15 protein-coding genes are annotated in these 18,849 nt (G+C 72.2%); 14 read left to right on the forward strand and 1 reads right to left on the reverse strand.

What is annotated here, in order from left to right; translation table 11 throughout:
• The first annotated feature begins 3,005 nt into the window (after positions 1–3,005).
• Genes ACZ58V_RS00405 through ACZ58V_RS00440 form a run of 8 tightly spaced genes read left to right on the forward strand, consistent with a single transcriptional unit; the run spans position 3,006 to position 11,135 of the window.
• Entirely contained in the window at positions 3,006–3,380 is a 375-nt protein-coding gene (locus tag ACZ58V_RS00405) for a hypothetical protein (protein WP_471287713.1), read from the forward strand.
• Positions 3,381–3,396: 16 nt separating this feature from the next.
• Positions 3,397–3,819, forward strand: a complete 423-nt coding sequence (locus tag ACZ58V_RS00410; protein WP_184598457.1) for a phage tail protein — start codon at positions 3,397–3,399, stop codon at positions 3,817–3,819.
• A 14-nt stretch (positions 3,820–3,833) separates the two neighbouring features.
• On the forward strand, positions 3,834–4,559 hold the full coding sequence (locus ACZ58V_RS00415; RefSeq protein ID WP_189728059.1) for a CIS tube protein: 726 nt from the start codon (positions 3,834–3,836) through the stop codon (positions 4,557–4,559).
• Entirely contained in the window at positions 4,559–6,466 is a 1,908-nt protein-coding gene (locus ACZ58V_RS00420; protein WP_468195127.1) for a VgrG-related protein, read from the forward strand. Before ACZ58V_RS00415 ends, ACZ58V_RS00420 begins: the two co-directional genes overlap by 1 nt.
• 31 nt (positions 6,467–6,497) lie before the next feature.
• A complete protein-coding gene (locus ACZ58V_RS00425; protein ID WP_468195125.1) occupies positions 6,498–6,920 on the forward strand; it encodes a GPW/gp25 family protein in 423 nt (140 codons plus the stop codon).
• Complete coding sequence (locus tag ACZ58V_RS00430; protein WP_468195122.1) at positions 6,920–8,881, forward strand: putative baseplate assembly protein; 1,962 nt, start codon at positions 6,920–6,922, stop codon at positions 8,879–8,881. The genes ACZ58V_RS00425 and ACZ58V_RS00430 overlap by 1 nt, the downstream gene beginning before the upstream one ends.
• The gene (locus tag ACZ58V_RS00435; protein WP_468195120.1) at positions 8,881–9,447 is read left to right on the forward strand and encodes a phage tail protein; all 567 of its coding nucleotides are present in this window, start codon (positions 8,881–8,883) and stop codon (positions 9,445–9,447) included. The genes ACZ58V_RS00430 and ACZ58V_RS00435 overlap by 1 nt, the downstream gene beginning before the upstream one ends.
• Positions 9,444–11,135, forward strand: a complete 1,692-nt coding sequence (locus ACZ58V_RS00440; RefSeq protein WP_471287716.1) for an NADase-type glycan-binding domain-containing protein — start codon at positions 9,444–9,446, stop codon at positions 11,133–11,135. Before ACZ58V_RS00435 ends, ACZ58V_RS00440 begins: the two co-directional genes overlap by 4 nt.
• Positions 11,136–11,195: 60 nt before the next feature.
• On the opposite strand, the gene ACZ58V_RS00445 is transcribed toward ACZ58V_RS00440, so the two are convergent.
• Positions 11,196–12,635 carry a gamma-aminobutyraldehyde dehydrogenase gene (locus ACZ58V_RS00445; RefSeq protein WP_468195115.1) on the reverse strand — a complete coding sequence of 480 codons (1,440 nt, stop codon included), beginning with the start codon at positions 12,633–12,635 and terminating at the stop codon, positions 11,196–11,198.
• Positions 12,636–12,799: 164 nt separating this feature from the next.
• On the opposite strand from ACZ58V_RS00445, the gene ACZ58V_RS00450 reads away from it, so the two are divergent.
• The 6 genes from ACZ58V_RS00450 (at position 12,800) to ACZ58V_RS00475 (ending at position 18,775) form a co-directional block, all read left to right on the forward strand.
• Entirely contained in the window at positions 12,800–13,339 is a 540-nt protein-coding gene (locus tag ACZ58V_RS00450) for an Lrp/AsnC family transcriptional regulator (RefSeq protein WP_468195112.1), read from the forward strand.
• 13 nt (positions 13,340–13,352) lie between these two features.
• Complete coding sequence (locus ACZ58V_RS00455) at positions 13,353–14,720, forward strand: aspartate aminotransferase family protein (RefSeq protein WP_468195321.1); 1,368 nt, start codon at positions 13,353–13,355, stop codon at positions 14,718–14,720.
• Between the two features lie 206 nt (positions 14,721–14,926).
• Entirely contained in the window at positions 14,927–15,676 is a 750-nt protein-coding gene (locus ACZ58V_RS00460; protein ID WP_189728044.1) for an ABC transporter ATP-binding protein, read from the forward strand.
• Positions 15,658–17,109 carry a hypothetical protein gene (locus ACZ58V_RS00465; RefSeq protein ID WP_471287720.1) on the forward strand — a complete coding sequence of 484 codons (1,452 nt, stop codon included), beginning with the start codon at positions 15,658–15,660 and terminating at the stop codon, positions 17,107–17,109. Before ACZ58V_RS00460 ends, ACZ58V_RS00465 begins: the two co-directional genes overlap by 19 nt.
• 112 nt (positions 17,110–17,221) lie before the next feature.
• On the forward strand, positions 17,222–17,629 hold the full coding sequence (locus ACZ58V_RS00470; RefSeq protein ID WP_189728040.1) for a VOC family protein: 408 nt from the start codon (positions 17,222–17,224) through the stop codon (positions 17,627–17,629).
• Between the two features lie 24 nt (positions 17,630–17,653).
• Positions 17,654–18,775, forward strand: a complete 1,122-nt coding sequence (locus tag ACZ58V_RS00475; protein ID WP_468195105.1) for an LOG family protein — start codon at positions 17,654–17,656, stop codon at positions 18,773–18,775.
• Positions 18,776–18,849 lie beyond the last annotated feature (74 nt).

The following is an 18,849-nucleotide window of genomic DNA, read 5'->3' on the forward strand; positions in this document are numbered from 1 at the left end:
GGTTGCGGGCACGACGGGGCGACGGGCCTGACGGCGGCGACCGGGTCGCTGCCGCCGAGGCGCCCGGCGGAGCGGCACCGGCCGACGCTGCTTCCGCGCGTACGGGTGCGGACACCGGTGCCGGCCCTGTGGTGAGCGCCGCCTGGTCGAGGCTGCCGTCGATCCAGCGGACCCTGGCCTCCGGCCAGGAGGCCGGGGTCGCGGACGCCGGGTTCGGCGGGCGCCTGCCGACATGGCAGAACCCGTCGTTCGCGGGCACGGCGTCGCCCGCGGTCCTGAACGGGCAGTCCCGCACCCTCCTCGGCGACCTCTCCCACCCGGCGTCGGGCCGACCGGTCTTCGGCCTCGAACGCCCCACTGGAGCTTTGCCGTTGCCCGGCCCGGAGCCGGTGGTGCAACGGGCACCGGCGGTGCCGTTGCGAGAGATTCCGGCGAGGGGGGTGGGGCCTACGGGGTCCCGTGCTGGGGCCGGGGCTGATGCTGGGGCCAGGGCCGGTGTCGGTGCTGGGGCCGGGGATGGTGCTGGGGCCGGGGCCGGGGCCGGTGTCGGTGCTGGGGCCGGGGATGGTGCTGGGGCCAGGGCCGGTGTCGGTGCTGGGGCCGGGGATGGTGCTGGGGCCGGTGCTGGGGCCGGGGCCGGTGGCAGTGGCAGTGGCAGTACCGCCAGGGCTGGGAGTGTTGCCGGAGTTTCGGGGGGCTCGGGGGTGCCTTCGGGCTCGGAGGGGTCCGGCGTTTCGGGGGTTTCCCGGGGCTCTGGGGTTCCCGGGGCTTCGAAGGTGGCCAGAGGCTCGAAGTGGCGCGGAGGCTCGGGGGCTCCCCGGGCTTCGAAGGGTGCCGGGGGCGCTGCGATTCCCCGGGCCTCGTCGACTCCCGGAGCCTCAATGGGCGCCAAAGCCTCACAGGCCCCCGGGACCTCAGGGACACCCGGGACCTCGAAGGGTGCCGGGGGCTCAACAATTCCCCGAGCCTCGTCGACTCCCGGAGCCTCAAAGGGCGCCGAAACCTCAGAGGCCCCCGGGACCTCAGGGACACCCGGGACCTCAGGGGTACCCGGGACCTCAGGGGCTCTCGGGGCCCCGAAGGATGCCAACGCCTCAAAGGTCCCCCAGGCTTCGGAGACTCCCCGGGCATCGATGGGTGCCGGGGACTCGACGAAGGTTCCCGGGGGCTCGGAGCATGCCGGAGGCGGCGCGGAAGCCGGTGTGACCCCGAGGTCTGCCGCGAGCGCGGAGGCCGGCGGGGTCGCGAGGGCTGCCGGGGCGCACGCGCGCGTGGTCCAGCGGCTGGGTAGAAGCGGCTCTGCACCGTCGGGTGGCGGATCGGTGCCGGCGGGATCGGCACGTGCTGCGGCCGCCCGTTCGACCACTCCTGTCACCACGGCTGCTCCGGCAGTGCCCGTGGTGTCCCCGATACCGCCGCCCGTCCGGGAGCGGGTCGCCGCACCGCTCCCCGTTCCTGGCCTCCACGTGACGCCCGTTCCGGCAAGCCGGCCGCCCCGGCCGAGTTCCCTGACGAGGACACAGGCAGGAGCGGCGCCGGTACAGCGACGGACGCTCCCGGCGACGCGCCGGACCGCGAGGCTCGAGGGCGATACCCCGGCGGACGCCACGTCCAGGACGTCAGCGAGCAGCAGTAGGGCGGAAGTTGACACACCCGCGCCCACAGCCCCGGCCTCTGTGCAGCGCGCGGTCACCAGCCCGGCCGATACAGGCCACGGCAACACCCCGGCCACCACCCACCGAGGCGACGACCTCCCGTCGGGCCCGGCCGTCACGAGCCGTACGACGAACAGCCCGGCTGCGGAGGCAGCACCCACGCAGCCGAAGGGAGCCGTGCCCCGGCCGGGTGCGGTGACGCCGCCGTCAGGACCGGCCGGGGCGCAAGGGCCCACCCGCGCTCCGTCGCTGCCGGGCAAGTCCGCACACAGCACGGCGGACACCGCAGCCGCGCCGACTCCGACCGTCCAACGACGACCGGCCATCCCTACCCGCCCCCAGCCCTCACCCACCGGCAGGGGCACCGGACCGGTTCACACCCCGACCACCCCCGCACAAGCGCCACGACGCACGCAGGCGGGCAACGCCGCTACGACGTCACCCACCGCACCCACACAGCCGACGGACACCCCCGCCCCACCCTCACACCCACAGTCCGGCAACGGCACCACAACACCCACCGGCGACACCGCCCCCAACCGCACCACACCCACACCGACGGCAGGCACCTCCACCCCACCGCCCCCCACGCCCGCCCTCACCCACACCAGCACCAGCCCGGCCCCGACCGTCCAACGCCAACAGGCCACCCCCGCCCGACCACCACGCCCACAGCCCGGCAAGACCACACCCGCACCCGGCCGGGACAGCCACACGGCACCCACCACACCCACACCGCCGACGGACACCCCCACCCCACCGCCCCACACGCCCGCCCACACCCACACCAGCACCAGCCCGGCCCCGACCGTCCAACGCCAACAGGCCACCCCCGCCCGACCGCCACGCCCACAGCCCGGCAAGACCACACCCGCACCGGCCAACGACAGCCGGACCGACTCCCCCGCCCCCGCCGCACCACCACGGTCCCCTGCCGACAGGCCTGCCCCGGCACCCACCGGCGTCACACCGTCCCCCACGAGCCCCGAACCGCAGCCACAGCCGCCCCATGGCACCCCGCCCTCAGCACCCGCTGCCAAGGCAACCGTCGCTCCACCGCCCTCAGCGCGCACCGTTCAGCGAGCGGTCCTCCCTCCCACCACCCCGTCGCCCAACCGCCCCACCGCATCCGGCCCCGCACAACCGCCCGCGACACGCCGCACCCCCCACCTCGGCCTCGGCGCACCGATCACCCCACAGCCCACCGCCTCACCTCAGCAGCCGGCACCGCCCCTCCCCGCCACACCCACCACGCCCAACCGCCCCTCACTGGGCGCCCCCGTAAACACAACGCCACAACCACCGACACCCCCGGCCACCCAGACGCACACCCCCACCTCCCCCCTCCCGGTGGTCCAACGCTTCTGGAAGAAGTCGAAGACCACCACCAAGAACGCCCCCAAGAACACCACCGGCGCCCTCGCAGCCGCCGCGGCCGCCACCATCGCCAACACCCTCACGCCCCAGACCTCACCACCCCAAAGCTCCCCACCCCCGTACACGGAATCCGCGTCCACATCCGCGTCCACATCCGCGTCCGCGAACCAACCACCCCCACCCGCCTACACAGAGATCCCGAACGGCGGCTTCGACCCCCGTGAGCTCACCGACTTCCAGCTCGACGAACTGGTCCACCGCCTCATCGGCCGCATCACCCGGCTGATCCGCACGGAACTCCGCATGGACCGCGAGCGGATCGGCCGACTCCGCGACCCCCGCCACTGATACAGAAAGGCCCTCGATGTCCCGCCAGGACCCGGGCTCCACCATCTGGTTCACCCTCAGCATCGACGGTGAGAGCCTCGGCTACTTCAACGGATGCGAAGGGCTGTCGTCCCAGGTGGAGGTCGAGCAGCGCCAGGAGGGCGGCAACAACGGGTTCGTCTGGCAGCTGCCCACCCGTGTCACCTTCTCCACCATCCGGCTGACCCGCCCGCTCACCCCGGACACCACGAAGGTCGCCAAGTGGATCTCGTCCGTGCAGACGGGGATCAAGCGGCCCACCGCCCAGATCGCGGCGCTGCGCGCGGACGGTTCGGAGGTCGCCCGCTGGGGGCTGATCGAGGTACTGCCGGTGAGCTGGAGCGGTCCCAGCCTGGACCCCGCCAACCCGGCCGTGGCGACCGAGGTCCTGGAGATCGCCCACCACGGGTTCACGGACTGAAGGGGCATCACGACATGGCACGAGCCAGCAGCAGGGGCGCCGGAAAGAGCTTGGTCAGGGCGACGCTCGCGATCCACGAGCCCCCCGTCGGCAAGAGCACCACGCCCGGCGGGATCATCAAGACCTTCGGCTTCGACTTCAATCCCGCGCAGCTGTCCCTGACCCGCCGCGCCCAGTGGAAGTCGACGCCCGCGCAGATCGAACGGGACGGCGCCCTGCCGGAGTTCATGGGCGCCGAGGCGCGGGAGATGGGCGTGGAGATCTTCCTCGACTCCTCCGCCAGGCCGACCGGCAACACCGTGCTGAAGAAGGTGGAGTCGCTGCTCGCCTGCTGCGAGGTGACCAACGCCAGCATCGCCGCGAAACAGCCGTCGCCGCCCTGGGTGGTGTTCCAGTGGGGGTCGTTCTCCACGGCCCGGTTCACGGCGTACGTGAGCTCGGTGGAGGCGACGTACTCCCTCTTCGGCACGACGGGCGTGCCCATCCGCGCCACCTGCCGGCTCCAGTTGCACGAGATCCCCAGCAAGACCAAGAGGCAGAACCCGACGTCGGGCGCGCTCACCGCGCAGCGCGTGCACCGGGTCGTGGCGGGCGACTCGCTGCAGTCGCTGGCCTGGCGGGAGTACGGCAACGCCGCCGCCTGGCGCTCGATCGCCGAGGCCAATGGCATCGACGACCCGTCCCGGTTGCCGGCCGGTGCGGAACTGGTGCTGCCCGCCGCCGAGGAGGTACGTCCGTAATGGTGCAGTCCGCGTTCTCCAACGTCGTCGAGGTGAAGCTCGGGGGCGCCAAGCTGCCTCCCGAGTTCGCCCGGGCGCTGGTCGACAGCTACGTCGACCAGGGCGCCGGGGTGCCGGCCGCGTTCCGGCTGACGTTCCGGGACCCGTACCGGATCCTCCTGCGCGATCTGAAGGTCACCTTCGGCACACCGGTGGTCATCGCGCCGGTGTCCGACGGCCAGGGCGCCGCCGACCCGCTGCTGACCGGCGAGGTCACCGGTCTGGAGGCCGACTACGACGGCACGGGCACCTTCACCGTGATCCGCGGCTACGACCTCGGGCACCGTCTGCTGCGCCGCCGCCGGGTGGCCGCCTACCGCAACCAGAGCGCGTCGGACATCGCGCGCAAGCTCGCCGCGCAGGGCGGGGTGCCGGTGGGGCGGGTGCAGTCGACGAAGACCGTGTACGAGTTCATCAGCCAGTCGAACGTCACCGACTGGGACTTCCTCGCCCGGCTCGCCGACGAGAACGAGATGGTGATGTCCGTCGACGCGGACGGCACGTTCCAGTTCGTGAAGCCGAAGCCGTCGTCCGGGGCGCCCTCGCCGCAGACCGACGGCGACAAGAGCCCGTTCGTGCTCCAGGCCGGGCGCGACATCCTGCGGCTGCGGTCCGCGGTCACCGCCGCCGACCAGGTCGGCAAGGTCGAGTCGCGGGGCTGGGACGTCACGACGAAGAAGAAGCTGACGGCGACCGCGCCCGCCACCGACAACCCGGGCATCGGCATCGGCACGACACCCGGCGCGGCGGCCGGCAAGTTCAAGCCGGCCAAGCTGGTCGAGACGAGCACGCCGTACGACCGGCAGAACGAGGTGAAGTTCGCCGCCGACGCCCTCGCCGACGACCTCACCTCCTCGTTCGCCGAGATGGAGGTCGTCGCGCGCGGAAATCCCAAGCTGCGCCCGGGAGTTCCGGTGACGCTGTCGGACGTGGGGGAGCCCTTCGAGGGCAAGTACACGGCCACGTCCGTACGGCACGTCTTCGGCGACGGCAAGCACTACGAGGCGTGGGTGACGGTCAGCGGGCGGCAGTGGCGGTCGCTGTACGGGCTCGCCTCCGGCGGCGCCGAGAGCGCGCCGCGGCTGCCGAGCGTGGCCAACGCCCTGGTCACCGATGTGAACGACCCCCTCAAGCAGGGGCGGGTCCGGTTGCAGTTCCCCTGGCTGGACGACAGCTATGTCAGCGACTGGACGCGGACCGTGCAGTGGGGAGGTCTCGGCGGCGGTGGCATCTTCCCCATGGACGTCAACGACGAGGTGCTCGTCGCGTTCGACCGGGGAGCCCTCGACCATCCCTTCGTCATCGGCGGGCTCTACAACGGCAAGGACAAGCCGACGCCCGTGAACGACGTGCCGCTGCACGACACCGTGCGCAAGAAGGCGAGCCGGCACACCGTCTCGGACCGGGACGGCAACCGGATGGACCTGCTCAGCCAGAAGACCGGCCTGCGCAAACAGGGTGTCCGGCTGGCCTCCGGCGACAAGCAGCTGATCATCAACCTGGACCGGACGAAGACCGAGATCGTCGTGGACAGCAAGGGTTCGGTCACCATCAAGGGCAGCCGGTCGGTGTCGGTGGAGGCCGGCGCCGATCTCCTGCTCAGCGCCCGGCGCAGCCTGACCCTCAAGAGCGGCGGTCCGCTCACCATCCAGGGCGGCGGGGTGGTCAACATGCGGGCCGCCGGAGCGATCAGCGTGAACGCGCTGGGCGCCCTGAACCTGGACGCGAAGGGCGTCGCGAACCTCACCGGCGTCGGCACCGTGCAGATCAACTCGCTCGCGAACACGACGATCAAGTCCCCGACCACCCTCATCGGTTCGAAGGTGTTCGGCGTCACCACCATTCCCGTGCCGATGCCGATCCCGTGACCGTTTCCAGAGAAGACAGGGTGTGGTTCTGATGGCCGAGCAGTTCGTCGGGTCCGGCTGGTCGTTCCCGCTGCGCATCGGGCCGACCGGCGGGATCGCCCTGGTCAGCGGGGAGCGGGAGATCGAGGAGGCGATCCGGCTGGTCCTGTCGACCGCTCCGGGCGAGCGGCCGATGCGGCCGGACTTCGGCTGCGCGATCCACGACCTGGTGTTCGCGCCGGTCAACGAGCAGACCGCGGGCCGTATCCAGCACGAGGTGTACGCCAGCCTGGACCGCTGGGAGCCGCGCATCGAGGTCGACGACGTCGAGGTCACCACCGGCACCGACCAGAGCGTCCTCTACATCGACGTCCGGTACTCGATCCGCGGCACCAACAACCCGCGCAGCCTGGTCTTCCCCTTCTACGTCATTCCGTCCCACGACGAGCCCGACGCCCCCGAAAGCGACCGCTGATGGCACTGCCCTCCCCCAACCTCGACGACCGCCGTTTCCAGCAGTTCGTCGACGACGCCAAGCGCTACATCCAGCAGCGCGCCCCGGAGTGGACGGACCACAACGTCTCCGACCCCGGCGTCACCCTCGTCGAGACGGTCGCCCACATGGCCGACCAGATCGTCTACCGGCTCAACCGGGTGCCGGAGAAGAACCACTTGGCGTTCCTGGACCTCGTCGGGATCACCCTGTTCCCGCCGTCCGCGGCCCGCACCGAGGTGACGTTCTGGCTGTCGGCTCCGCAGGAGGAGGCGGTGTGGGTGCCGGTCGGCACGGAGATCGCCACGCTGCGCACCGAGAGCGAGGAGGCGGTGGTCTTCGGCACCGAGCGCGAACTGACGGTGGTGCCCTGCGCGTTGCGTCATCTGCTGGTGCAGCACCGGGGTGAGCCGATGGTCGACCGGACCTCCGACCTCGCCGAGGAGGACAAGGACCTGCTGTGCTTCGCCGAGTCGCCCGGCCCCGGTGATGCCATGCTGTTCGGTCTGACCGCCGCGGTTCCGCACTGCGCGGTCGCCCTGGACCTGGACAGCCGGGTGGACGGCGTCGGCGTGGACCCGCGCCAGCCGCCGCTGGTGTGGGAGGCGTGGACCGCGGACGGCTGGCAGACCTGTGAGGTCGACCGGGACGGCACGGGCGGCCTGAACCGGCCCGGCGAGGTCGTCCTGCACATCCCCGGCGGGCATGTGCTGTCCCGCAACGCCGGCCAGGAGGCCGGCTGGCTGCGCTGCCGGGTCACCGACCCTCGGCCGAACCAGCCCTTCTACACCACCTCGCCCACCGTGCGCGCCGCCGAGGCCTTCACGATCGGCGGCACGACCGGGGCCGTGCACGCCGAGACGGTGTACGACGAGGCGCTCGGCGAGTCCACCGGGCTGCCGGGCCAGCGGCTGCGCCTGGTGCACGCGCCCGTGGTCGGCGACGACCCGCCGGTGCTGCTGCAGACCGCCGAGCACGACGGCTGGACGGACTGGCGGGTCGTCCCGAACTTCGCGGGCTCCGGGCCGTACGACCGGCACATCACCCTCGACGCCACGACCGGCGAGATCGCCTTCGGCCCGGCCGTGCGCGAACCCGACGGATCCCTGCGGCAGTACGGGATGGTCGCCCCCAAGGGCGCCCCCGTCCGGGCCCGCCGCTACCGCACGGGCGGCGGGCGCGCGGGCAATGTGGCGCGCGGTGCCGTGCAGGTCCTGCGCACCTCCATCCCGTACGTCTCCGAGGTCGTCAACCGCGAGGCCGCGCGCGGCGGTGTGGACGGGGAGACGGTTCAGGAGGCGAAGGTCCGGGCCCCGATCACCCTGCGCGCCCAGGAGCGTGCCGTGACGCTGCGCGACTACGAGGAACTGGCCCGCCGCGCCGCCCCGGAGACGGCTCGCATCACTTGCCTGGAGGGTGAGGAGGGCGAGCACGGGGCCTACGCGGTACGGGTGCTGGTCGTGCCGCAGGCCGTGCCGGACCCCGGCGGCCGGCTGCGCTTCGAGCAACTCGTGCCCGGCGACGCGCTGCTGGACCGCATCACCCGGCATCTGGACGAACGGCGCCTGATCGGGACCCGGTTGGCGGTGGGCCCGCCGTACTACCAGGGCGTCACCGTGGTGGCCACGGTGCATGCCTTCCGGGGTGTCGACACCGACCGGGTGCGCCGGGAGGCGCACGACGCCCTCTACCGGCACCTCGATCCGCTGACCGGCGGCACGGACGGCACCGGCTGGCCGTTCGGGCGGCCCGTGCAGGCCGGGGAGGTTTTCGCGGTGCTGCAACGCGTGCCGGGGGTGGAGCTGGTCGACGAGGTGGTCCTGCACCCCGCGGACCCGCTCACCGGCAAACGCGGCGAGCCCACGAACCGGATCGATCTGTCCGCGCCGTCGCTGGTGTTCTCGTTCGACCACCGCGTCCGGGTGATCGGAGACGGTTCCTGATGAGGGGCTCGATCGACGGCCTCGGATCCTCCGCGCCGATCGGCACGATGCTGCCGGCCGTCTTCGCCGACGACGACCTCGCGCAGCGGTTCGTCGCCGGGCTCGACGACGTGATCGCCCCGATCCTGGGCGTGCTGGACTGTCTCGACACCTACTTCCGCCCGTCCCTCACCCCGCTCGACTTCACCCAGTGGCTGGGGAGTTGGGTGGGCGCGGAGACCTCGGGCGACGAACCCGAAGCACGTCTGCGGGCGGCCGTGGCCGCCGCCGCGTATCTGCACCGCATCCGCGGCACCCGGCGCGGGCTGTCCGAGGCGGTCCGGCTCGCGTTCGGCGTGGAGCCCGAGATCACCGAGAGCGGCGGCGCCGCGTGGAGCGCCCGGCCGCTCGGCCCGTTCCCCGGCGCGCCCCGCCCCCGTCTGCACGTCCACCTACGACTTCCCGCCCCGACCCCCGCGGACCACTACCGCCTGGAGACCCTCGTGTCCGCCGCCCGCCCCGCTCATATGCCGTACACGGTCCAGGTGACCGCCAGTGCCCCCGCCGAAAGGACCCGGGAGACATGACAACCCCCCAGAACTGCGCCGACTGCGGCACCCGCGCGGAACCGGGCCAGTCCTTCTGCGACGCCTGCGGGGCGGTACTGAGCTGGACGGACCGCCCGGCAGGCGGCTCCGGCTCCCGCGCAGGGGCGTCCCGGCCGCCCGAGCCCTCCCGGCCGCCCGCCCCGGGCCGGGCCGCTGAGCGGACCGGCCCCTCCCGGACTTCGGAGAGTGCCGGCGAGCCCGAGTCCACCGGGCCGGCCCGGTCGTCCGGGACCACCGGACCCGCCGGGGGTTCCAGGGCTTCGGGGCCGACCGGCCACGCGAGGCCCGACGGTGAGCCGGGCGGTGCCTCCTCCCCCTCGCCCGAGCCCGGCTGGGACGCCTTCGCCCGGCCGGACGGCGGGACAGGTCTGGCCCGCACACCCCGCGACCGGCTCGGCACCGGCACGGCGACGCACCAGGGCGCCACCCGCACAGCCGCCACGACCCCCGGCACATCCGACCCGGCCACCGACGAAGCCGCCCCACGGCACGGCGACCACCCCGGCACGCCCGGCACCACCGCACCGAGCCCTGGCACCCACACCCGCCCCGACGCCACCGTTCACCGGGACACGACCTCCGGCCCCGATGCCACCGCTCACCGGGACACGACCTCCGGCCCCGGAGCCACTCCTCACCACGACACCGCCGGCTCCGGCACTCCCTCCACGGCAGTCCCCTTCCCGGACGACACCGCCCCCACCGAGCCCGTCCCCCCGGCCACCCGGACCCCGCACCCCGCCGACACCGACGCCGACACGCACGGCATGACCGACCGCGCCCGCAGCCTCCTCATCCCGGTCGGCGACCCCGAGCCCCGGCCCGACCCGCACCCCTCCGTCACCCCGGTCCTGCCCGGCCGCCCCGAACCGCAGCGCCCGCAGGCCGTACGCGCCCCGGGCCAGGAACACGGCATGGACGGCGGCGCCCCCTGCCCCTGGTGTGCCACCCGCAACCGGCCCGAGCGGCACTTCTGCGCCCGGTGCGCGATGCCCATGGCCGGTGACGGACCGGCTCTCGGCAGACTCCCCTGGTGGCGGCGGTTCGGCCCGTTCGGCAGCCAGGAGGCCCCGTGGGCGGGCGACCGCCCACGGCTGCGCCGTGCCTTCGACCGTGTCCTGTCCTGGCTGGGCATCGTGATCGTGCTGGCCCTGCTGATCGTTCTGGTGATCAACATCCCCCAGGGCATCCAGGCCACCCGCGACCACTTCGCCAAGCGCGCCGAGGTGTCCCCGGACCGCTACGCCGCGTCCCGCTACTTCCCGGGCCACAAGCCGGATTTGGCCTTCGACAAGCTCAACGACACCTGGTGGGGCCCGGGCGTCTCCGAGTCGGGCAAGGGCCAGTGGGTGGAGGCCCGTTTCGACCAGCCGACCCGGCTCCTGGACCTGATCATCACACCGGGCGTCTCCACCCGCCCCGACAAGCTCCGCGAGTCGGCGCTCCCACACCGCGTGGAGGCCACCATCACGGGGGCCGACGGCAAGAAGACGACCCGTCAGATCACTCTCGATCAGGGCGCGGGCCCTCAGCGGCGTGCCTTCCGCGTGGGCGAGGTCACCGCCGTCCGCTTCACCATCGAGTCCGCCCACGGCATCTCGGCGGACAAGCAGGTCGCCATCGCGGAGATCGAGTTCTTCGGCCCGTCGAGCGCGAACAGCACCTGAGCACGCACCGCGGCCCCGGACGGAGACCAACCGTCCGGGGCCGCGGCGTCGACCGGGTGACTAGGCGTCCAGCGACGTCATCACGTGCTTGATGCGCGTGTAGTCGTCGAAGCCGTACGACGAGAGGTCCTTGCCGTAGCCGGACTTCTTGAAGCCGCCGTGCGGCATCTCGGCGACCAGCGCGATGTGCGTGTTGATCCACACGCAGCCGAAGTCGAGCTTCTTGGACATGCGCATCGCGCGGCCGTGGTCCTTGGTCCACACGGAGGAGGCGAGCGCGTACTCGACGCCGTTGGCCCACGTCACGGCCTGCTCCTCGTCGGAGAAGGACTGGACGGTGATGACCGGGCCGAAGACCTCGTTCTGGATGATCTCGTCGTCCTGCTTCAGGCCCGAGACGACGGTGGGCGCGAAGAAGTAGCCCTTGTCGCCGACGCGCTTGCCGCCGGCCTCCACGCGCGCGTGCGCGGGCAGCCGCTCGATGAAGCCCTCGACCTGCTTGAGCTGGTTGGGGTTGTTGAGCGGGCCGAACAGCACGTCCTCGTCGTCCGGCTGCCCGGTCTTCGTCTCGGCGGCGGCCTTCGCCAGCGCGGAGACGAACTCGTCGTGGATGGAGTCGTGGACGAGCACGCGGGTGGCGGCCGTACAGTCCTGGCCGGCGTTGAAGTACCCCGCGACCGAGATCTCCTCGACCGCCTTCGCGATGTCGGTGTCCTCGAAGACCACGACGGGCGCCTTGCCGCCCAGCTCCAGGTGGACGCGCTTGAGGTCCTTGGAGGCGGACTCGGCGACCTGCATGCCGGCGCGCACCGAGCCGGTGATGGAGGCCATGGCCGGGGTGTCGTGCTCGACCATCATGCGGCCGGTGTCGCGGTCGCCGCAGATGACGTTGAAGACGCCCTTGGGGACGATCGAGCCGATGATCTCGGCCATGAGGGCCGTCGAGGCCGGGGTGGTGTCCGACGGCTTCAGGACGACGGTGTTGCCCGCCGCGAGCGCCGGGGCGAACTTCCACACGGCCATCATCATCGGGTAGTTCCACGGCGCGACCTGCGCGCAGACACCGACCGGCTCACGGCGGACGATGGAGGTCAGGCCCTCCATGTACTCGCCGGCCGAGCGGCCCTCCAGCATCCGCGCCGCGCCCGCGAAGAAGCGGATCTGGTCGACCATCGGCGGGATCTCCTCGGAGCGGGTCAGCCCGATGGGCTTGCCCGTGTTCTCCACCTCGGCCGCGATCAGCTCCTCGGCGCGCTCCTCGAAGGCGTCCGCGATCTTCAGCAGGGCCTTCTGCCGCTCGGCGGGCGTGGTGTCGCGCCAGCCGGGAAAGGCCTCGGCGGCCGCCGCCATCGCGGCGTCCACGTCCGCCTGCCCGGACAGCGGAGCGGTCGCGTACGCCTCACCCGTCGCGGGATTGACCACCTCGGTGGTCCGTCCGTCGGCGGCGTCCCGGAACTCACCGCCGATGTAGTTGCGCAGACGACGAAGCTCGGTGCTCACTGCCGGCCCTCCAGTTCGGATGTCCAGTACTTGAGACACCCACCCTAGTCGCCAGGTCCACGTTTTCAACACCCCCACTCCCTTCATCCGTGCGGAATCCGCAGACTCAGGCAATCGAAACAACGGATTTCATCGATCACGCCTTGCGGAAGTGACGAGACCTCGTGCACAGTGAGCCCGTGGCCAGTCGAAGCGCAGACCAGAAGGGGCCGCGGGAACTCCGCGAGTCCTCCCGCGAGTCCAGGAACGGCAGCGCGCCCCAGCTGGACGCCGTCTCCCTCGCCATCATCGAACAGCTCCAGGAGGACGGCCGCCGGCCGTACGCCGCCATCGGCAAGGCCGTCGGCCTCTCCGAGGCGGCCGTGCGCCAGCGCGTCCAGAAACTGCTCGACCAGGGCGTGATGCAGATCGTCGCCGTCACGGACCCGCTCACCGTGGGCTTCCGCAGACAGGCGATGGTCGGCGTCAACGTCGAGGGCGACGTGGAGTCGGTCGCGGACGCGCTGTCGGCCATGTCCGAATGCGAGTACGTGGTGATGACCGCGGGCTCCTTCGACCTGATGGTGGAGATCGTCTGCGAGGACGACGACCACCTCCTCGAGGTCATCAACAAACGCATACGGGCCGTGCCCGGAGTGCGCTCGACGGAGAGCTTCGTCTACCTCAAGCTCAAGAAGCAGACCTACATGTGGGGAACCCGATAACCGTGAGGACCCGATAGCCGTGAGCAAGGACCTCTCCCAGTCCGCGTACGACCACCTGTGGATGCACTTCACGCGCATGTCGTCGTACGAGAAGGCCCCCGTACCCACCATCGTCCGTGGTGAGGGCACCTACATCTACGACGACCAGGGCAAGCGCTACCTGGACGGTCTCGCCGGACTGTTCGTGGTGCAGGCCGGGCACGGCCGTGTCGAGCTCGCCGAGACCGCCTTCAAGCAGGCGCAGGAGCTGGCGTTCTTCCCGGTGTGGTCCTACGCCCACCCCAAGGCCGTCGAGCTGGCCGAGCGCCTCGCGCACCACGCGCCGGGCGACCTGAACAAGGTCTTCTTCACCACCGGCGGCGGCGAGGCCGTCGAGACCGCCTGGAAGCTCGCCAAGCAGTACTTCAAGCTGGTCGGCAAGCCCACCAAGCACAAGGTCATCTCCCGTGCGGTCGCCTACCACGGCACTCCGCAGGGCGCCCTGTCCATCACCGGCCTGCCGGGTCTGAAGGCCCCCTTCGAGCCGCTGGTCCCGGGCGCCCACAAGGTCCCGAACACCAACATCTACCGCGCCCCGCTCTTCGGTGACGACCCGGAGGCCTTCGGCCGCTGGGCCGCCGACCAGATCGAGCAGCAGATCCTCTTCGAGGGCCCGGACACGGTCGCCGCGGTCTTCCTGGAGCCGGTGCAGAACGCGGGCGGCTGCTTCCCGCCCCCGCCCGGCTACTTCCAGCGCGTCCGCGAGATCTGCGACCGGCACGACGTACTGCTCGTGTCCGACGAGGTCATCTGCGCCTTCGGCCGGCTGGGCACGATCTTCGCCTGCGACAAGTTCGACTACGTCCCGGACATGATCACCTGCGCCAAGGGCATGACCTCGGGCTACTCCCCGATCGGCGCGTGCATCATCTCCGACCGCCTGGCCGAGCCGTTCTACAAGGGCGACAACACCTTCCTGCACGGCTACACCTTCGGCGGCCACCCGGTCTCCGCGGCCGTGGGCCTGGCCAACCTCGACCTGTTCGAGCGCGAGAACCTCAACCAGCACGTCCTGGACAACGAGGGCGACTTCCGCTCCACCCTGGAGAAGCTCCACGACCTGCCGATCGTCGGCGACGTCCGCGGCAACGGCTTCTTCTACGGCATCGAGCTGGTCAAGGACAAGAACACCAAGGAGTCCTTCAACGACGAGGAGACGGAGCGCGTCCTGTACGGCTTCCTCTCCAAGGCGCTGTACGACAACGGCCTGTACTGCCGCGCCGACGACCGCGGCGACCCGGTCGTCCAGCTCGCCCCGCCGCTGATCTCCGACCAGTCGACGTTCGACGAGATCGAGCAGATCCTGCGGGCCACCCTCTCGGAGGCCTGGACGAAGCTCTGAGCATCGTCGCTCCGATCGTCTGACTGGACGATCAACACCAGCCCCGGTGCCGCCCGTTCGAGTGAGAAACGGCGGCCCGGGGCCGCGTGCTGTCCGGCCTCCCGCCTCCTGCTGCCTAGCGTGCCCAGTGACTGATCGGCCCCGCCTTCGTTCCCCCGCACGGGGGATGGCACGGGAACTACGGATCTGAACCGAGGTGTACGCCCATGGAGGCCCCGCCGGACAACGACGTGCTCTGGGCACGCGCCCTGCACTTCCAGCACCATGACGGCTCGCCCGCGCTCTGCGGCGTCTCCCTCGGCGTCCGGGAGAGCGAGATCCTCGCCGTCAGCGGCCCCCGCGGCAGCGGCAAGACGACCCTGCTGCGGTGCCTGTCCGGCCTGGCACCCGTCCGGCGCGGCGAGGTCTGGTTCAACAGCGTGCCCGTGCACACCATGGGCGCCCTCACCCGGGAGCGGCTGCGCCGCGACCGCTTCGGCTGGATCGACCCGGTCCCCTCACTGGTCCCGGAACTCAACGCCTGGGAGAACGCCGCCCTGCCGCTGATGCTGCGCGGCACCAGCAGGCGCCGCGCCAAGAGAGCGGCCCTGGAGTGGCTGGAGCGCCTGGACATCGGCGACGGCGCCCGCAAGCGCCCGCACCAGCTGAAGCAGGCCGAGCGCCAGCGGGTGTGCATCGCCCGGGCCCTCGCCCCGGCGCCCTCGGTCCTGTTCGCCGACGAGCCGACGGCGCCCCTGCACCGCGCCGACCGCGCCCACGCGCTGCGCACCCTCACCACGGCGGCCCGCTCGCACGGCATCACGGTCGTCCTGGCCACCCACGACCCGGACACCGCGGCCCTCGCCGACCGTACGGTCTTCCTGCTCGACGGGCGGCGCGTGCAGACGGTGCACCTGCCACCGGTCGCCGAGACCACCGAGCCGGAAGGCCGGGCGGCGTGCTCGCTCTCCGTCTGACCCGCGCCGCCCGCCCCGCCGTCCAGCTGCGCCGCCTCCTGGTCGCGGCGGCCTCGGCGGGCACGGGTTTCCTGCTGCTCTGCGCCCTGGGCTACGCGCTGGGCCACCCCGGCTCCCCCGGCGCCGCCGCGCTGCGCCTGGCCTGGTGCGCGGCGCCCCTCGCCGCCACGGTGTACTTCGCCCTCGCGGTGGCCCGCACCGATCCCGGCACCCAGCCCCGCACCGGCCTCTCCGCGATCGGCCTCGGCCCGCTGCGCCTGATGGCCATCTCGGCGACGACGACGGCCCTGTCCTGCACCCTGGGCTCGATGGTGGCCCTGCTGGTCTTCCTGCACCTGCGGGGCGACCTGACGGGCCTGCCGTTCGACGGCGCGGCGGCCGAGGCCCTCGCAGCGGGCCGGCCGCTGCCGCTGCCGGGCGCCCTGACGCTGCTGGCGCTCGTGCCCGCGGGCGCGTCGATCTCGGTGGTGCTGGCGCTGCGGCCCAGGGAACAGCGGGCGGCCGCGGCGGCCAGAGTGGTGTACGGCCGCTTCGGCGCGTACCGGCGCACGAGCACGCTCGACACCTTCGGGGCGTACGGCCGTTTCGGCCGGCAGATCATCCGGCCCGGGGGCGCTCCCGCCGGGCAGCGGAGCGCGCCCCCGCCGGCGCGGACGAGCGAACCGGCCTCGGCGGCGACCGTCACGGACGCCGGGAGTGCGGTGAGTGCGGTGAGCACGATCGAGGACCCCGCTCAGCCGTCCGCCCGGCACGCCACGGCACCGCATCCCACCGACGCCCTCGCGGTCTCCGAGGCGGTGCTGCCGGACGTCGTCACGGCCGACTCCGCCCCCACCGCCGCCCCCTCCGGCCTCCCCTGGGGCATCACCGTCCTGGCCGCGGGGCTCGCCGTGGAGACCTACGCGAGCCGTACCGCCCCCACGGCGCCCGACCTCACCTTCTCCGGCGCGTCCCCCGGCGTCATGGCGGGCTGGACGCTGGCCACCGTCGGCCTGGCCCTGGCCGGTCCCGGCCTGACCCACCTGTGCGGCCGGCTGCTCCAGTCGGCCCGCCCCGGCGCCCTGCGGCTGCTGGCCGGCCGCATCCTCATGACGGAGGCCACCCGCATCGGCCGCCCCCTGGGCGTGGTCTGCGCGGTGCTGTCGGCCACGTACGCGATGGCGCTGCTGCACGCCCCCGACGGGCTGTCGCTCGGTCCGCTCACCCTCCTGGGCGTGCTCCTCGTGACCGGCTGCACCGTGGCGACGCTCCTGACGGCCGCCGTCGAGGCCCGGCAGGCCCGTGCCGACACCACCTCCGCGCTGCTGCGGCTGGGTGCCCCCGCGACCATGCTGCGCAGCGCCGCGGCCCTGCGCGCGGGCGCGCTGCTCGCCCTGTTCGCTCCGCTCACCCTGACGGTCGCGGAGCTGGCGGCGCTGCCGCTGGCGCGCTGAGAAACCGTAGGAAAAAAATCTCCGGACCGCGATGAGTTCCGCGCGGACCCCCGGTCTATCCCCGCGTAACGACACGGACCCGATGGCACGGCCCCGATGGGAGAGACCGCACATGTACCAGCAGATGATCTTCGTGAACCTGTGTGTCAGCGACGTCGCCGCCTCGAAGAAGTTCTTCACGGAGCTCGGCTACACGATCAACGAGCAGTTCAGCGACGACACCACCGCCTCGGTTGTGATCAGCGAGACCATCGTCGTGATGGTGCACACCGAGGAGAAGTACCGCCAGTTCACGAAGAAGGAGATCGCGGACTCGAAGACGACCAGCGAGGTGCTGATCGCGCTGAGTTCGGAGAGCCGCGAGAAGGTCGACGAGCTCGTGGAGAAGGCGGTCGCGGCCGGTGGCTCCGTCTCCGGCGAGACCCAGGACCACGGTTTCATGTACGGCCGCGCCTTCGACGACCCGGACGGCCACACCTTCGAGGTCGTGTGGATGGACCCGGCGGCCGTCCAGGGCTGAGACCCGCTGTGCCAGCATGGGCGGGTGCAGACGATGCCCGCCCATGCGGCCCACCATGACGACCGTGAGATCGAGACGCTCGAGGAGTTCGACGCGGCCGTCGCGGCGCGCGGCACACTCGCCGGTCACCGCGTCCAGGCCGTCGACCTGACGGACCGTACGCGCGAACTGCTCACCACGGACACGGCGGGCGCGGTCTTCCTCGGCTGCGCGATGCGCGAGGACGCGGCCGCCAAGATACGCGGCGACGGCGCCCTGGTCTTCCCGCCCGTCCCGGATCTGCCCTTCGACCCGTACCGCGGCCTGGTCTACTCGCCGGACGAGCTCTTCGCGTCGCTGCCGGACGGCTACGAGGCCACGCCCGACGCCCGCGCCTACGCCTGGTTCCAGCGCACGAAGGCCGACCGGGACATCTACGCGTCCATGCTGCGCGCGGTCCACGACGACTCCGTCTCGGACGCGCTCGACGAACTCCTGTCCGGCGCCCGGGTCGTGGGGGTGATGGGCGGCCACGCGATGGCCCGGGGCACCGAGGAGTACGCGGGGGCGGCGCGGCTCGGCCGCGAACTGGCCCGCGCCGGTCTCACGGTCGCCACCGGCGGCGGCCCGGGCGCGATGGAGGCGGCGAACCTCGGCGCGTACGCGGCCCCGTTCGACGACGAGATGCTCACCGAGTCGCTGGAACTGCTCGGCAAGGCCCCGCGCTTCACACCGTCGATCACCGAGTGGGCGGCGGCGGCCTTCGAGATACGCGCCCGCTGGCCGCAGGGCGGACGCTCCGTCGGCATCCCGACCTGGTTCTACGGCCACGAGCCGCCGAACGCGTTCGCCTCGCACATCGCCAAGTACTTCGCCAACGCCACCCGCGAGGACGGCCTGCTGGCCCGGTCGACGGCGGGCGTGGTGTTCCTGCCGGGAGCCGCCGGCACCGTACAGGAGATCTTCGACAACGCGACGCCGAACTACTACGAGTCGCGCGGCGAGCCCACGCCCATGGTCCTCGTGAACCGCGCGCACTGGACGGAGAAGCTGCCGACGTGGCCGCTGCTCCAGTCGCTGGCCAGGGGGCGTTCGATGGCGGCGCGGATCGCGCTGGTCGAGCGGATCGAGGAGGCGCCCGAGGCGTTGAAACGCCTCGGCGGTTAATAAGCAGGCAAAGCAAGTGCTTGCAAGCTGCATATGCGTTGACACTACTTATGCGGCGCTTATAAACCTGTGAG

This window comes from Streptomyces sp. NPDC040589 (genome assembly GCF_055594445.1).

Bases quoted from the DNA above. Each gene is read 5' to 3' on its own strand.
- ACZ58V_RS00410 (WP_184598457.1), top strand. From the start codon at position 3,397: ATGTCCCGCCAGGACCCGGGCTCCACCATCTGGTTCACCCTCAGCATC.
- ACZ58V_RS00415 (WP_189728059.1), top strand. From the start codon at position 3,834: ATGGCACGAGCCAGCAGCAGGGGCGCCGGAAAGAGCTTGGTCAGGGCG.
- ACZ58V_RS00420 (WP_468195127.1), top strand. From the start codon at position 4,559: ATGGTGCAGTCCGCGTTCTCCAACGTCGTCGAGGTGAAGCTCGGGGGC.
- ACZ58V_RS00425 (WP_468195125.1), top strand. From the start codon at position 6,498: ATGGCCGAGCAGTTCGTCGGGTCCGGCTGGTCGTTCCCGCTGCGCATC.
- ACZ58V_RS00430 (WP_468195122.1), top strand. From the start codon at position 6,920: ATGGCACTGCCCTCCCCCAACCTCGACGACCGCCGTTTCCAGCAGTTC.
- ACZ58V_RS00435 (WP_468195120.1), top strand. From the start codon at position 8,881: ATGAGGGGCTCGATCGACGGCCTCGGATCCTCCGCGCCGATCGGCACG.
- ACZ58V_RS00440 (WP_471287716.1), top strand. From the start codon at position 9,444: ATGACAACCCCCCAGAACTGCGCCGACTGCGGCACCCGCGCGGAACCG.
- ACZ58V_RS00460 (WP_189728044.1), top strand. From the start codon at position 14,927: ATGGAGGCCCCGCCGGACAACGACGTGCTCTGGGCACGCGCCCTGCAC.
- ACZ58V_RS00470 (WP_189728040.1), top strand. From the start codon at position 17,222: ATGTACCAGCAGATGATCTTCGTGAACCTGTGTGTCAGCGACGTCGCC.